The organism is Vibrio sp. 1159 (genome assembly GCF_033340395.1).
GTDB lineage: Bacteria > Pseudomonadota > Gammaproteobacteria > Enterobacterales > Vibrionaceae > Vibrio > Vibrio alginolyticus.
Genome location: NZ_JAWOWL010000009.1, coordinates 48,682 through 62,734, shown reverse-complemented (window position 1 = coordinate 62,734; position 14,053 = coordinate 48,682). Strand labels below are relative to the sequence as shown.

General features: G+C 41.8%; 13 protein-coding genes and 2 tRNA genes. 8 read left to right on the top strand and 7 right to left on the bottom strand.

Features of this window, described 5'->3' with window-relative positions; translation table 11 throughout:
* Window positions 1–57 precede the first annotated feature (57 nt).
* A complete protein-coding gene (locus tag R7127_RS09430; protein ID WP_005387976.1) occupies window positions 58–498 on the top strand; it encodes a DUF4174 domain-containing protein in 441 nt (146 codons plus the stop codon).
* Between the two features lie 16 nt (window positions 499–514).
* Here the strand turns inward: R7127_RS09430 and cobA are convergent, their stop codons facing one another.
* The 4 genes from cobA to nirB all read right to left on the bottom strand — a co-directional run bounded on the left by cobA (window position 515) and on the right by nirB (window position 5,395).
* Window positions 515–1,273 (bottom strand): uroporphyrinogen-III C-methyltransferase, encoded by a 759-nt coding sequence (cobA, locus tag R7127_RS09425; protein ID WP_213895321.1) that lies wholly within the window; start codon window positions 1,271–1,273, stop codon window positions 515–517.
* Between the two features lie 173 nt (window positions 1,274–1,446).
* Window positions 1,447–2,298: a formate/nitrite transporter family protein gene (locus R7127_RS09420; RefSeq protein ID WP_025767739.1), complete on the bottom strand. Its 852-nt coding sequence runs from the start codon at window positions 2,296–2,298 to the stop codon at window positions 1,447–1,449.
* A 195-nt stretch (window positions 2,299–2,493) separates the two neighbouring features.
* Entirely contained in the window at window positions 2,494–2,817 is a 324-nt protein-coding gene (gene nirD, locus R7127_RS09415) for a nitrite reductase small subunit NirD (RefSeq protein WP_005387969.1), read from the bottom strand.
* A 13-nt stretch (window positions 2,818–2,830) separates the two neighbouring features.
* Window positions 2,831–5,395, bottom strand: a complete 2,565-nt coding sequence (gene nirB, locus R7127_RS09410) for a nitrite reductase large subunit NirB (protein ID WP_064376961.1) — start codon at window positions 5,393–5,395, stop codon at window positions 2,831–2,833.
* Window positions 5,396–5,922: 527 nt separating this feature from the next.
* On the opposite strand from nirB, the gene rnk reads away from it, so the two are divergent.
* The 5 genes from rnk to R7127_RS09385 all read left to right on the top strand — a co-directional run bounded on the left by rnk (window position 5,923) and on the right by R7127_RS09385 (window position 11,309).
* Window positions 5,923–6,330, top strand: coding sequence for a nucleoside diphosphate kinase regulator (gene rnk / locus R7127_RS09405; protein ID WP_005390213.1), 408 nt, complete (start codon window positions 5,923–5,925; stop codon window positions 6,328–6,330).
* Window positions 6,331–6,568: 238 nt separating this feature from the next.
* The gene (locus tag R7127_RS09400; protein ID WP_064376974.1) at window positions 6,569–7,528 is read left to right on the top strand and encodes a GGDEF domain-containing protein; all 960 of its coding nucleotides are present in this window, start codon (window positions 6,569–6,571) and stop codon (window positions 7,526–7,528) included.
* Between the two features lie 227 nt (window positions 7,529–7,755).
* Window positions 7,756–8,742: an ABC transporter substrate-binding protein gene (locus tag R7127_RS09395; RefSeq protein WP_005376042.1), complete on the top strand. Its 987-nt coding sequence runs from the start codon at window positions 7,756–7,758 to the stop codon at window positions 8,740–8,742.
* A gap of 298 nt (window positions 8,743–9,040) precedes the next feature.
* Complete coding sequence (locus R7127_RS09390) at window positions 9,041–10,081, top strand: diguanylate cyclase domain-containing protein (protein WP_262635857.1); 1,041 nt, start codon at window positions 9,041–9,043, stop codon at window positions 10,079–10,081.
* Between the two features lie 235 nt (window positions 10,082–10,316).
* Window positions 10,317–11,309, top strand: a complete 993-nt coding sequence (locus R7127_RS09385) for an LLM class flavin-dependent oxidoreductase (protein WP_005376038.1) — start codon at window positions 10,317–10,319, stop codon at window positions 11,307–11,309.
* 5 nt (window positions 11,310–11,314) lie between these two features.
* Here the strand turns inward: R7127_RS09385 and R7127_RS09380 are convergent.
* Window positions 11,315–11,388, bottom strand: a tRNA-Cys gene (locus tag R7127_RS09380).
* Window positions 11,389–11,424: 36 nt separating this feature from the next.
* Window positions 11,425–11,511, bottom strand: a tRNA-Leu gene (locus R7127_RS09375).
* 301 nt (window positions 11,512–11,812) lie between these two features.
* On the opposite strand from R7127_RS09375, the gene R7127_RS09370 reads away from it, so the two are divergent.
* Both R7127_RS09370 and R7127_RS09365 read left to right on the top strand, forming a co-directional pair.
* Window positions 11,813–12,742 (top strand): CHAD domain-containing protein, encoded by a 930-nt coding sequence (locus R7127_RS09370; protein WP_064376958.1) that lies wholly within the window; start codon window positions 11,813–11,815, stop codon window positions 12,740–12,742.
* Window positions 12,743–12,811: 69 nt separating this feature from the next.
* Complete coding sequence (locus tag R7127_RS09365) at window positions 12,812–13,600, top strand: lipase family protein (protein WP_005375991.1); 789 nt, start codon at window positions 12,812–12,814, stop codon at window positions 13,598–13,600.
* Between the two features lie 74 nt (window positions 13,601–13,674).
* Here R7127_RS09365 and R7127_RS09360 read toward each other — a convergent pair whose 3' ends face one another.
* Window positions 13,675–13,929: a hypothetical protein gene (locus R7127_RS09360; RefSeq protein ID WP_005375990.1), complete on the bottom strand. Its 255-nt coding sequence runs from the start codon at window positions 13,927–13,929 to the stop codon at window positions 13,675–13,677.
* Window positions 13,930–14,053: the final 124 nt, after the last annotated feature.

The following is a 14,053-nucleotide window of genomic DNA, read 5'->3' as shown; positions in this document are numbered from 1 at the left end:
GCCAATTCCACTAAACTTAACGTATAAAAAGTTATTTGGGTTTCTAGGGGAACTGTCATGGGCGGAAAGTTACTAGTGATACTGCTTTCTTGTATCTTGTCATCGACAGCATTTGGTTATCCAGCGCACTCCAAATACTGGCCACATAGAAGTGTGCTCTACTTTGCGCCAGAAAATGATGAATACGTCAAACAATTCTTGCTAGAAACACTTATGAATGAGTGTGAGTTGGAAGACAGAGATGTCGTCACGCTGGTCATTACAGAACAAGGTTATACTTTTCCTGCTTGGCTTAAAGAAGAGTTCGACCTAAAAATGCTAGCTCGTCTTTATGAGGTCGAAAAAGGTTCTCATACCGCTATTTTGCTTGGTAAAGATGGTCTAGAAAAGCACCGCTGGGGCGCAGAAACAGACTGGTCGTTTATCAACAACCTCATTGATCAAATGCCTATGCGTAAGCAAGAAATGCAGAGGCAACAAAGCCCCTGTAAAATATAGTCACTTGTGGGCAGTATTACTTTGCGAACCAATCCAACTTGTTGTGAAGTTGAGTCACGCTGCCAACCACAATCAATGCTGGGCTCACGGCTTGCTCTGCCATGATCGATAGCTCGTTCAACTTTCCTTGGAACACGCGCTGCTCTGGGCGCGTACCGTTTTCAATAATGGCGCATGACATCTCAGGATCTAACCCATGAGTGATCAGCTTATCCATAATGTGGCCGCTTTGCTTCAAACCCATGTAGAAAACAAGTGTGTTGTTGGATTGTGCTAGAGAATGCCATTCAATCTCACGACCATCTTTTTGTACGTGACCAGTGATGAATTGAACGCTTTGCGCATGGTCGCGGTGTGTTAATGGAATACCAGCGTAAGCCGTTGCACCCGCTGCTGCTGTGATCCCCGGAACCACTTCGTATTTAATACCAAATTCCGCTAGTTCTTCTAGCTCCTCACCACCACGGCCAAAGATAAATGAGTCACCGCCCTTCAGACGCACAACACGCTTACCTTCTTGCGCTTTCTGCACCAAGATTTGGTTGATTTGATCTTGAGGTACACAGTGAAAATCGAGCTTTTTCCCAACATAAATCATCTCTGCTGATGCATGGGCCAACTCAAGAATCTCTTTTGATACCAATCGGTCGTACACAACAACTTCAGCCGCTTGAATGGCTTTTAAGCCTTTTACTGTGAGCATATCAGGGTCACCAGGACCTGCACCAACAAGAGAAACAAAGCCGCTGTTTAAAGATGAGTTAACAGTTGTCATATCAACGCCTATCGAAAATTTGGACATAAAAAGTAACACTCAAGTCATTAACTCAAGGTTAAAATCACCCCAAGGAGTTATTACTTTTTATAGCTAAATCAATACAATACTTATCGAAAGTTAAATGAGTTGAACAGCCCTACCTACCATAGGTAGGGCCAGATAAAAGCGGTTTATTTTGCGATTGCAGGCTCTGCTTTTACTTCTTCTTCAACTACGTTGATAGAAGGCGCTGTTTTCGCGTGAGTTAGGTACAGTGGAATACAAGTCATTACGAGACCACCAACAATATTACCTAGAATGGTTGGAATAAGGTTGAAGTTCAACCAAGTCGCGATACCAAAATCCGCACCTAGAATCATACCTAGTGGGAATAGGAACATGTTTACTACGGTGTGTTCAAATACTAGCGCAAAGAAGATGAAGATTGGGAACCACATCATTGCTACGCGACCAGACACCGAACGTGCCGTCATGTTGCCTATAACGCCTAGACACACCATTAGGTTACAGAAGATGCCGCGTACGAAACATGTGATCCATCCGTCCATACCCATGTTTTCAAAACCAAGGCTACGCGCGGTAGAAACAGCGACAAATTTCTTCGCTACTGCGTTCAGTTCTAGAGAGAAGTTACCTGTTAGAGAGATAGCCACTAGGTAAGCAACGATCAGAGAACCGATAAGGTTACCCAAGCCTACAAGACCCCAACAACGGAAGATACGACCCCAAGTGATGCCCGGACGGTTCGCAAACTTAGCCAGAGGCGCTAGACCAAAAACACCGGTTACTAGGTCATACCCCATCACACTTAGAATTACGAAACCAACGGGGAAAACAAGTGCTCCTACAAGGCCGATACCCGTTTGTACAATCGCGGTAATAGCAACCACCACCGCAAGCGAAAGAATAACGCCAGCCATCGTACCGCGAAGCAGAAGATCTCGCGTGCTTGTATTGGTTTTCGCTTCACCAACATTGATCATGGTTTGCACGAATTCTGCAGGCTTAAAATCAGTAGACATGAATGTGTCCTTATCCAAAATTGAAAGTTAAAAAGTTAAAGATTGAATAGAGAAAGGCTTCCCGTTGACACCTGAACGCTGTCTACAACACCTCGCTTCCCTGTTCCCCTGAGATGATGCTTGGAAAGCCTTTGTCTATTAAATCTAGGTTTCAGTTCATTCCCTCCCCCTAAGAGGAGGGAATGAAAACCAAGCTTACGCAGAGATTTCTACTTCGCCGTTGGTTACGCGGGTTTTGTACGCTTTCACGCTAAAACGCTCGTCTTCCATGCACGCACCTGTTGTCAGGTTAAAGCGTTGCTTCTTAAGTGGGCTAGCCACCCAAAGCTCGCCTTGGTGCTCACAGATCAAACCGCGAGAAAGCACGTTTGATTGGAAGAACGGGTCTGTGTTGCTGATCGCCAGCACTTCTTCTGCTTGTGTTGGGCGAAATACCGCAACTTGCTGACCATCAACCAGTGCACAAACACCCGTGCCCGGTACGATGTCGCTGATTTGGCAAATCTTTTCAAATGACATAATCAACCTTCCCTTATGCTTCAGTGATCGCTACGTGTAGGATGTCGCCTTTCGCTTCAGGGTGTTTTTCCGTGAAGGTTGCTGGGCGGTGCTGTTCGCGCTCTTGTACAAACACGACGTTTTCATCGCGCTTGTCAGAGTTGATGAAGTGCGCGAAACGAGTCAGTTGTGATTCGTCGTTGATGGTCGCAGTCCACTCACACTCGTACTCATCTACAAGCTTCGCTACGTCAGCTTCTAGTTGAGTGTTGATGCCAAGTTTGTCTTCAACAATCACTTCGCGTAGGTAGTCAACGCCACCTTCCATGTTTTCCATCCAAACTGATGTGCGTTGTAGTGGCGCAGCAGTACGGATGTAGAACATCATGAAGCGGTCGATGTACTTGATTAGTGTTTCTTTATCTAGGTCACTTGCAAGTAGGTCTGCGTGACGAGGTTTCATACCACCGTTACCACATACGTACATGTTCCAACCTGCGTCAGTCGCGATAATACCAAGGTCTTTACCTTGTGCTTCCGCACACTCACGAGTACAGCCAGAAACACCGAACTTCATCTTATGAGGTGTACGAATGCCTTTGTAACGGTTCTCGATGTAAGAACCCAGACCAACAGAGTCTTGAACGCCGTAACGACACCACGTTGAGCCAACACAGGTCTTCGCCATACGAAGTGCTTTTGCGTACGCTTGACCTGTTTCGAAACCAGCGTCGATAAGCTTGCGCCAGATCTCTGGAAGATCGTCTTTTTGAGCACCAAACAGACCAATACGTTGAGCACCGGTTACTTTGGTGTATAGGTTGTATTCTGCTGCAACGTTCGCTAACGCACCCAGTGCTTGAGGTGTTACTTCACCACCCGCCATACGTGGGATAACAGAGTAAGTACCGTCTTTTTGGATGTTACCTAGGAAGTTATCGTTCGTGTCGTGCAGCTTAACCAGTTGTGGCTTAAGAATGTGCTCACCCCAGCAAGAAGCCAAGATAGAACCAGCCAGTGGTTTACAAACTTCACAGCCGTAACCTTTACCGTATTTCTCTAGAAGCTCATCAAACGTTTTGATCTCTTCAATACGGATTAGGTGGAACAGCTCTTGGCGTGAGTATGCAAAGTGCTCACACACGTCGTTCTTCACTTCGATACCAGATTTAGCAAGCTCAGCATTTAGAACAGAGGTCACTAGAGGAATACAACCACCACAGCCTGTACCTGCGCCAGTCACTGCTTTGATGTCGCCCAATGTGTGGTGACCATCAGCAACCGCTTGTGCGATCTTGCCTTTGGTTACGTCGAAACAAGAACAGATTACTGCGCTTTCTGGTAGAGCGTCTGCACCGAGTGCTGGTTTCTCAGCGCCTGCGTGTGCAGGAAGGATCAACGCATCCGGGTGTTCTGGTAGGTCGATTTCGTTCAACATAAGTTGAAGCAGGTCACCGTAGTCAGAGGTGTCGCCAACCATAACCGCGCCAAGCAGTTTCTTGTTGTCTTTAGAAACGATAAGACGTTTGTAAACTTCTTGTTCTTCGTTCTGGTAAACGTAACTCTTACAGCCTTCAGTACGACCGTTCGCGTCACCGATTGAACCTACTTTTACACCTAGAAGTTTCAGCTTCGCAGACATGTCAGCGCCTTCGAATTTGCTTTCTGTGTTACCTAGTAGGTGGTCAACAGCAACGGTCGCCATCTTGTAGCCAGGAGCAACAAGGCCGTAGAACATTTCGTTCCAAGACGCACACTCACCAATCGCGTAGATGTTCTCATCAGAAGTCTGACAATGGTCGTTGATAGCAACACCGCCACGAGGTGCCACTTCTAGCTCCATTTGGCGTGCTAGTTTGTCTTGTGGACGAATACCTGCAGAGAATACGATGAAGTCTGTTTCTAGTTCTGAACCGTCAGCAAAACGCATAACGTTGCGTGCGTTTGTGCCTTCTGGCGCAATCTCAAGCGTATTTTTGCTGGTGTGAACGTTCACGCCCATACGCTCGATCTTGTGACGAAGTTGGTTACCACCAGCCAGGTCAAGTTGCTCAGCCATTAGTTTTGGCGCGAACTCAACAACGTGCGTTTCTACACCCAGTGCTTTCAGTGCGCCTGCTGCTTCAAGGCCTAGCAGACCACCACCGACAACAACGCCTGATTTGCTCTTCTTCGCACACGCTTCGATCGCTTTAAGATCTTCGATAGTACGGTAAACAAAACAGTCTTTGCTTTCGTGACCTTTAATAGGTGGAACAAATGGGAATGAGCCAGTAGCAAGAATCAGCTTGTCGTATTGAACTTCACGGCCAGTGCTTGAGTAAACAATGCGGTTTTCACGGTTGATGTTAATCGCGCGTTCGCCGATCAGCATGTTAATACCGTGTTTCTCGCAGAAGCCTTCTTTTACTAAAGAAAGTTCATCTGCAGTATGGTGAGAAAAGTAAGAGGAAAGATGCACACGGTCGTATGCGACACGAGGTTCTTCACAGAAAACCGTAATGTCTATATTAGACATATCAGCTTTCTCGACTAAGTCTTCAATATAACGGTGCCCTACCATACCGTTACCGATGACTACTAGCTTCAACTTGCTCATTATAATTCCTAAGGGTTAGGTTCTTATCACTGAGCTCATTGTTAATTGTGAAAGAAAATTAATACATGATGTAAATCAATTACAATCTCAAACTACCCTAAAGGGGTAGATGAACGTATTTATCTGACTATTGCGAAATAAAAAGTAATTTATTAACGGATATTGGTAGTTTTAACAAACTGAGATAACCGAAGCCATGCTAGCAACGGACTATACCGTTTTGCTTTTATGAAGTTAGGCTGACCATCGAAACCGAGCACACCTACGATAAATCCTGCTTTGCTTCTAAACGACGCACTCACTTGACTTCACCGTTTCAAGGTGAACAGAGAACAATATCTGAAGTGATTGAAAGATTTAGAAAAATCAAGCTTCACAACAAAAATTTTTTACTAGCTAAGTCGCACTATAAAGACTAAAATCAGGTTTAGTTCATATGGAATAGCGTCCATATGATTGATACCGTAATTGACATATAGAGTGCCGTCCCATTTTTGTGAGGCGGCCTTTTATTTGGGAGTCATAAAATGTCAGAAAACAATTCTATCTACATCTCAAGCTTAGATATGAACCGAATCACGGCCTTGTTGGATAAAATGCCAAACATCGCAGCGGAGCTTGTGGAATTAGAAGCAGAGCTCGACCGAGCAACAGTTCTTGAGCCAGAACAAATGCCAGATAACGTGGTCACGATGAACTCGACTGTAGAGTTTAAATTTTCAGGTGAAGATAGAACCATGACAAAGACACTGGTTTACCCTTCTGAACTGAAAAGCAGTGATGATATCTCTATTTTTGCGCCCGTAGGCAGCGCACTGATCGGTTTGTCTGTCGGCCAAAAACTTGACTGGCCAATGCCAAATAATCAAGTGAAGACAATTGAAATTGTCGATATCACATACCAACCTGAGCGTTGTGGTGCACTAAACCGCTAACCCTCAGTAGTCCCGGTGCAAAGGCCTCCATTTAAGACTTTGCACCAGGAGAGCCCCTCGCTTACCCCCTATTTCCTTCTTTGTTTTCCAAGCATTTACTTTGCTGCTCTTAAGTAACATCACCGATTCTTTATTATTTACCGCATATTCAATACTTATATCTCCAAGCTCAATCATAGAAATTGCAAAGTATTTTTCGTATATTGTCGCTCCGAAAACGACGTAAATTATGCGCAAAATGGAAGAATATCTAACTCGAATTGCCTGCTTAGAAAAAGAAAATGAAGAGCTGAAGCGGAAGAATGCGCGACTACAAGAAAAGTTGAATGCTGCACTCGACAGTAATGGACTGTGTTTGTGGGAGCAGCATATTCCTTCAGGTACTTTGACGATATTCAATATGCAGTGGGGCAAAATGCTAGGTTATCAGCCCCATGAGTTAACCGCGACGGTTGAAACGTGGAAAAACAATCTCCACCCTGAAGATTATGATCTTGCGGTGGGTGCATTTGAAGATCACCTAGCTGGCAAAACCGACCTTTATGAGGTAGTGCATCGCATGATTCATAAAGACGGCAGTGATAGTTGGGTCTACGATCGAGGGCGCATCGTCGAGTATGGTTCTGATGGCGAACCACTGCGCATGATGGGCACTCATATCGATATTACAAAAGAAAAGCGATATGAGCAGCAACTGGCTAAGTTAGCTTCGAGTGATCCATTGACCGGACTGTTAAATAGAAAAGCAATTGAGGAAAACTTTAATCATCAACCTCAAACCAAGCCGTCTCAGCAGTCTGCCTTAGTGTTTGTTGATATAGATAATTTTAAAGCAGTTAACGACCAGCTAGGTCATCATACTGGTGATACTCTCCTCATTAATATAGCCAATAGCTTAACAGAGCTTGCGTCAAGCAAGTCTCAAGTTGGACGCATAGGAGGCGATGAATTTGTTATCTTAAACTGGCATTCAAGTCGAGAGGAAATATCCCAACTTTGCAATCAACTCTTAGACTCAATCATTCCAGCGATAAATCAAGACTTACATAAAGTAACTATAGGAATGAGTATCGGTGTTTGTCTCTTTAACAAAGGAAAGCAACCGTTTAATGAAGTGTATCAAAAAGCCGATCACGCAATGTATGAGATAAAGAAAAATGGCAAAAATGGAGTACAATTTTTCAACTTAAAAAGTTGATATCTCTCCATAAATCATCATGTTATGAAATCAGTCATTTGCTACAACTTGAACTAACTAAAGATAAATTCTTTATATCTAAGCCAGTTACCGAAATTACCCCTAGGTACTCATAAATTTGGCACGATACAAATAAATCCCCTCCTCTCCTAGCATCAACCCAATAAGCAACTACACTCATTTAACTGATAGATTAATTACTACTATTATGAAGGGAGTTGTTTTTGATGGATACAAAACAGATTTCTACAGTTATCATAATTTTAGTTCTTTCTGCATTAGTAGTTGCTTATTTAAAGTTAACAACGGTATCAAATGCTATCCACAAACCTACAACAATCGGTATATCTAAGACGCCTCTGTCAGCCCCTTTTATCATTGCAGAGCACATAGGTGCGTTTGAAGAAAACGATTTAAACGTCGAACTTATCATGTGCTTTGGAGGGGTCGAATGTTCAAACCTACTTCTAGAAAACCATGTTAATTACGCCACTTTTTCTGAAAGCGTACTGATGTTTAAAAGCTTTGAATACAAAGATTTAGCATTAATCACTTCTTTTGCATCTTCTACGAATGATATTAAGCTGCTAACTAAAAAGCGGTCTGGCATAGAAAGTATAGATAAATTACCAGGAAAAAAGGTTGGTGTAATAAAAAAGAGCGCTAGCGAATATTACTTAGACTTGTTGCTACAGGTAAATGACATTGATTTAGAAAAAGTAGAAAAAATATCATCAACAACGCAGGTTATTATAAATCATTTAATGCAAGGAAACGTCGATGCAATATCTACTTGGGAGCCATACGGATTTATGGCCAAGAATAGAATAAATGAAGAAGTAAAGAACATAGGAATTATTGGCGTGTATAAACTTTACTTTTTGCTTGTATCAAAAGAAATACACATTGAAAAATCAGATCAAGAAGTAATGAAAATAATAAAGTCACTTCATCACTCAATTAACTGGATGGATAAAAACCCTCATTTAACAATGAAAATACTATCACAAAAACTTAACACAACAGTTGAAGAAATATCTTGGAGTTGGGATGATTATAACTTTCGATTAAATTTAACGAATTCTTTATTATTTACATTACAATCAGAAGCTAATTGGGCATTAAAACAAAACTATGTAGAAGGACAGATTCCAAATTACAGAAAAATATTTAAAGAAAACTATATCAATTCATATTTTGATGGTCTAGATTAAAATGCATCGTTCGTTAAACCACTATTTAGCATCACTATTCAGTCTAAGCGTAATACTATGTATCAGCGTTATAGTATACATAAGCTTCATAAAAATAGAAGATTATAAAGCCAAGAAACAATTAAACCAAATAATGGACATACAAATATCATTAGAGTCATTAAGTAGTTATCTTTGGGCTTACACTCAAAATAGGGGAAAAAACAATTTCACACAATTCATGATTTCTCATAACAAATTAAACGAATTATTATCTCAAAATTAAGATGTTTTATACCTTACTAAAGACCTAAAAAAAATGAATCTCGAACTGTATTTTTTAGTTCAATACGAAAATAATCATTTACTAGACAAAGATCGCCATTATGAGTCAGTCGTAAATTATAATAAATCAAATCCTGTCATACAATCCAGAATAAACATTGTATCCCAGGATATGAATAATGAAATAATATATATTTATAAAAAAATACTTAATAATAAGTCTACAAAACTACAAAATTTAAATTATTACACTCAAGCAGGTATTATTTTTATCTCTCTGGTTGTTATGCTATTATGCTTTTATATAAAAATAAAGTTCAAGAGAAGCTTTCAAAGGTTTATAAATGGAATAAAACAATTAAGCAGGTCAAATTTTGACTATAAAATCCCTTCAGAAAATCAATTCACGGAATTTGAAAATCTGTCTTGTTACTTCAATAAAATGGCGGCATTGTTAAACCACACAACAATATCAAAATCAAAACTTAAAGAAGAAGTAGAGAATCAAACTTCAGTTCTAAATCGTCAAAAAGAAAGTTTGGTATTTTTGTCTGAGCACGACTCCTTAACTAATATCTACAATCGTCGAGCAATAGAAAAACATTTGATCCAGCTTACGCGTAATTTCAGAGGCAGTGAGAATAGTTTTAGTTTGTTTTTTATAGATTTAAATTTATTTAAGGATATTAACGATAGCCATGGCCATGAGGCAGGTGATGCAGTGTTAAAATCTGTAGCTAGTAGATTATCAAGTATTATCGACGAATCAGACATGGTAGGCCGCTTTGGTGGAGATGAATTTATTATTATTCATCGTTCACACACAACAGGTACGTCTCTGTCTGCATGTGCACTACGCTATATCCAAGAAATAGAAAAAGTAATTCATTTTAAAGGTAAAGAGTTATGCGTCGGAGCTAGCATTGGTATTGCACTCTATCCTGAGCATGGGTCGAATGTACATGAATTATTAACAGCGGCAGACAAGTCTATGTATCAGTCAAAACGTTCTAAAGCTAGCTCGTTCACTATTGTCGACAACAGCAGTTCGCTGTTAAAGAGGCCTATGTTTTAATCTAAAGTAGCTGTGGAAACGTTCTACATGCGAATATTCAACGACATCGACCACTGTGGCCACTTACAGTAATAAAGCCGCTTTTATCACATAGCAAAAGCTAAACTCGTAAGCTAAACGCTCTCCAGGCATTGAAGAAAAATAATCCATTGTGAATGGTTAATCCTCCCCTTTTAAACGTCAACTTTCACCACCATATGATAGTTAAGATTCATTAACAGGCTATAACTATCCTATGTCTTTTCCTCGTTTATCTGTTCTGGATTTGGCACCCGTGTCCGACGGAACAAACTTCACCGAAACGTTCGAGCGCTCCGTTGAATTAGCTCAATCAATCGAGTCCTGGGGCTATCATCGGTTTTGGATGGCTGAACACCATAACATGCCCGACATCGCCAGTGCCGCAACCAGTGTATTACTCAGTCATATTGGAGCGCACACGAACTCGATCCGTTTAGGATCTGGTGGAATCATGTTACCTAACCATGCACCACTAGTTATTGCAGAGCAATTCGGAACGTTAGAGGCATTATACCCTGGTCGTATTGACCTCGGATTAGGACGCGCACCAGGCACCGACTACCAAACAATGCATGCATTAAGGCGGGAACCAGAGCATATGGATCCTGACTTTGAAGAGCTGTTGGAGGAACTTAATTTCTTTCTTGGTCCCGTATCTCGAAATCAACCAGTCGCGGCTTATCCAGGTAACAACACATCTCTGCCGATTTGGCTTCTGGGGTCGAGTACATACAGCGCACGTTTAGCAGCTAAGAGAGGCTTACCTTTCGCATTTGCTGCACACTTTGCTCCAGATGCAATGTCTCGTGCTCTAAACTTTTATCGAGATGAGTTTGTCCCATCCGAGCATTTAGCTCAACCCTATGTGATGATTTGTGCCAACGTTATCGTAGCGGATACTCAGTCACATGCAGATTTTCTCGCGACAACAGAGAAGCAAAAATTCTTAAAAATGATTCGCGGCAATCGCGAAAAACTTCGCGCACCAGTGAAAAGTATGGCACCACTATGGTCAGCACAGGAAAAGCTTCACGTTGAAACTCAATTACGTGAATCTATCCATGGTGATCAAACATATGTAAGACAGAAAATTGAGAAACTTTTGGAACGCACTGGGGCAGATGAAATTATGGTAAACACGATGGTGTTTGAACAATCTGAGAAGTTGAGATCCTACAGGTTACTATCGGAACTCATGGACAAGTAAAAGAATGGAGGCGCCTCCCGGAGTCGAACCGAGGTCCACGGATTTGCAATCCGCTGCATAGCCACTCTGCCAAGGCGCCTTTCTGATTTTGTATCTCTGTCACCAAAGATTTTGATGGTGCCCCGGGCCGGACTTGAACCGGCACAGCGCGAACGCCGAGGGATTTTAAATCCCTTGTGTCTACCAATTCCACCACCAGGGCAACGCAATCATGCGATGGGTTAGACACCATCTGTCTCTGCGGCCTTTGCCGTGAGAACGAGGCGTACTTTAACGGATTAATTTATCTGGTCAACAAAAAATTAGTCTCTTTTATTCAAATGGTTAAAAAGCCAACTCAAACGAACAAAGGGCGATCATTTTGCTCACAAGAACATCAGCATGCTTTGCTCTCGTTTACTTTGCTTCATCACTTCATGTCAATGAGGAATCGACAAGTCACACAAATTGGCAGTATGGGTATAAACTTAACTCGTACTGCAGGGGACAAATAAGCGCTCATCATGTTTCGAAAGTCATCATTTCAATTACCGCTACATACTGATTCCGAACTCGACTTCGTAGTGTCCCACTTCTTACTTACTGAATTTGATTATGCACGCTCTCTGGAACAGGGGATCGTCCATGACTTGGACCCTGAATATACACACCAGTATCGCGTCACACTAAGGCGCATACGCTCACTATGCTCACTACTTCGCGAACTGATCCCTCCTTTTGAACAGCGTATTTTGAAACCTCATTTAAGAATAATGATGAAGAAAACAAATAAGCTGCGTGATTTGGACGTATTTATCTTGGACAAAAACCAATACATTGAAATGCTCCCAAATCACAAATCGTCTCTTGAGCAGCTTTTTGGCTTTATCGAAGCCGAACGTGCTTACGAACAGGCAAGAGTTACGCGTTGGCTAGCTACAAAAGAATACACAACGCACTGCACTTTGGTCAGGAATAGTCTGCTGCGAAGTACGCAACACGAACGAGTGGATAGCAACGTACCTGCGTTACTCTTCGCAAGCCAAAAAATCTCCGATCAATTTAAAAAAGTTGATAAAGCACGACGCAAGATCTCGGACAAAAGTCGTGACAGCGTGATTCATTCGATGCGGATAAAGTGCAAAGCGCTGCGTTATCTGTTAGAAGGATTTTCCACGCTCTATCCTTCCCAACAGCACAAAAACAACGTGAAACAACTAAAACTATTGCAAGACAAGCTCGGTGACTTTAACGACACTTCAAGTCAAATTGAATTTTTCGCACAACTCAAAGAAACAGCAAATCTTGATAAACAAGATCGTAAGGCTTTGAAAAAGCTAATTAACGTGCTTAGCGAACATCATGCACTCTCTCGCCAAACCATCTTGACGCATTTAAGCCAGTTTGAGTCTTTCATTCGCGATACCAATACACAGAATCTCTACCGACCCTAAATCAAGGTTCACGTATTTTTAATATTCATTAATTACAGTCAAACGTTAGGCTCCACTAAGAAAGTTAACGTGAAACCATTAAAACGATACCAATACGAGCGCTATGCGGTGCTTTGTAATCTCGCCTACCCTCGCGTCTTCAGGCAAACTCAATACGGGTTCGATCCTAATGGGCAACGAGTCATTAGAAATGAACACGGTAAGATTATGATTCGCGTGCTCTGGAGTAAAAAACAGAGTGAAGTGGTCGTAGTGATTAAAGGCTCACACAGTATCAGTGATTGGTTGTTGAACTTCGCGATGTGGACGAGAAGCTGTCGAAGGTTGGGACTAAACTATCGCATTCACGCGGGTTTCTATCATCTGTTGTTCCAAGAAAGTTTACCGAGCCGAAATGAAGATCGGTTAGGGTTGACCGTGATCGAACGCCTCGAAGGTATCGTTGTACCACTTATTCTCAGGGGGAAAAGAATCACTATTACTGGCCACTCTTCAGGTGGCGCGATTGGCAGTGTTTTTGCTGACTATATTGAGAAAAAATACCCAAAAAGCATTAAACGCGTGGTCACTTTCGGACAGCCCGCTGTCGGGGATTGGACGTTTAAGAAACGCTACCGTTTGGGGCACAAAACATACAGGATTTGTTGCGACATCGACATCGTGACCTTTATGCCGCCCGTACCTTTTTTGTATTGGCATGTAGGCAAAATGCTATGGTTATATAACGGGAGAATATACGAGAACACCCCAACGCTCATACGGCTTGGGCGCTCCTTATTTAGTTGGCTAATGCGACCGTTCTCTTATCACTTTATGAGTAAATACATTCGCGACAAAGACTTTTTTGATGAACGCTGAGTTAAACATCCGAAAGGTATGACGTACAGACACGAAAAAGCCGGACTTCGCCGGCTTTACGATTAAGTGGTGATCTACAGAGAGGCAATTTCTTTTTCAAGTTGATATTTGTTATCTGTGACAATTCGCTCTAACACTTCAACACGTCGCTTCAAGTCACCAATTTGCTTGTTAAGGTTATCTTGTTCTTCTCGGCTCATCGTATTACGTTCAGATATCTCCAACGCTCTTACTTCTTTACGATGGTTCAAGATTAACTTTATTATCCCGCCCCCAAATATGGCACCGAACACAATAGCCACAACCAATACATCAGCAATAGATTCCATTCTTTATCTTCCTCTAGATTATGCTCAAATATAAGTTACTCATTTGTTGAATGAATATCAAATAACACATTGATTCATTGAAAAGTTTTATCAAGAATTGCCTACTCTGTATCAAAATCACAGG

What these genes read in the sequence shown, in the direction of transcription:
- R7127_RS09400 (WP_064376974.1), top strand. Translation starts at nt 6,569, where the DNA reads ATGGAAGAATATCTAACTCGAATTGCCTGCTTAGAAAAAGAAAATGAA.
- cobA (WP_213895321.1), bottom strand. Translation starts at nt 1,273, where the DNA reads ATGACAACTGTTAACTCATCTTTAAACAGCGGCTTTGTTTCTCTTGTT.
- R7127_RS09360 (WP_005375990.1), bottom strand. Translation starts at nt 13,929, where the DNA reads ATGGAATCTATTGCTGATGTATTGGTTGTGGCTATTGTGTTCGGTGCC.
- R7127_RS09370 (WP_064376958.1), top strand. Translation starts at nt 11,813, where the DNA reads ATGTTTCGAAAGTCATCATTTCAATTACCGCTACATACTGATTCCGAA.
- R7127_RS09430 (WP_005387976.1), top strand. Translation starts at nt 58, where the DNA reads ATGGGCGGAAAGTTACTAGTGATACTGCTTTCTTGTATCTTGTCATCG.
- nirD (WP_005387969.1), bottom strand. Translation starts at nt 2,817, where the DNA reads ATGTCATTTGAAAAGATTTGCCAAATCAGCGACATCGTACCGGGCACG.
- R7127_RS09420 (WP_025767739.1), bottom strand. Translation starts at nt 2,298, where the DNA reads ATGTCTACTGATTTTAAGCCTGCAGAATTCGTGCAAACCATGATCAAT.
- R7127_RS09390 (WP_262635857.1), top strand. Translation starts at nt 9,041, where the DNA reads ATGAATCTCGAACTGTATTTTTTAGTTCAATACGAAAATAATCATTTA.
- rnk (WP_005390213.1), top strand. Translation starts at nt 5,923, where the DNA reads ATGTCAGAAAACAATTCTATCTACATCTCAAGCTTAGATATGAACCGA.
- R7127_RS09395 (WP_005376042.1), top strand. Translation starts at nt 7,756, where the DNA reads ATGGATACAAAACAGATTTCTACAGTTATCATAATTTTAGTTCTTTCT.
- R7127_RS09385 (WP_005376038.1), top strand. Translation starts at nt 10,317, where the DNA reads ATGTCTTTTCCTCGTTTATCTGTTCTGGATTTGGCACCCGTGTCCGAC.
- nirB (WP_064376961.1), bottom strand. Translation starts at nt 5,395, where the DNA reads ATGAGCAAGTTGAAGCTAGTAGTCATCGGTAACGGTATGGTAGGGCAC.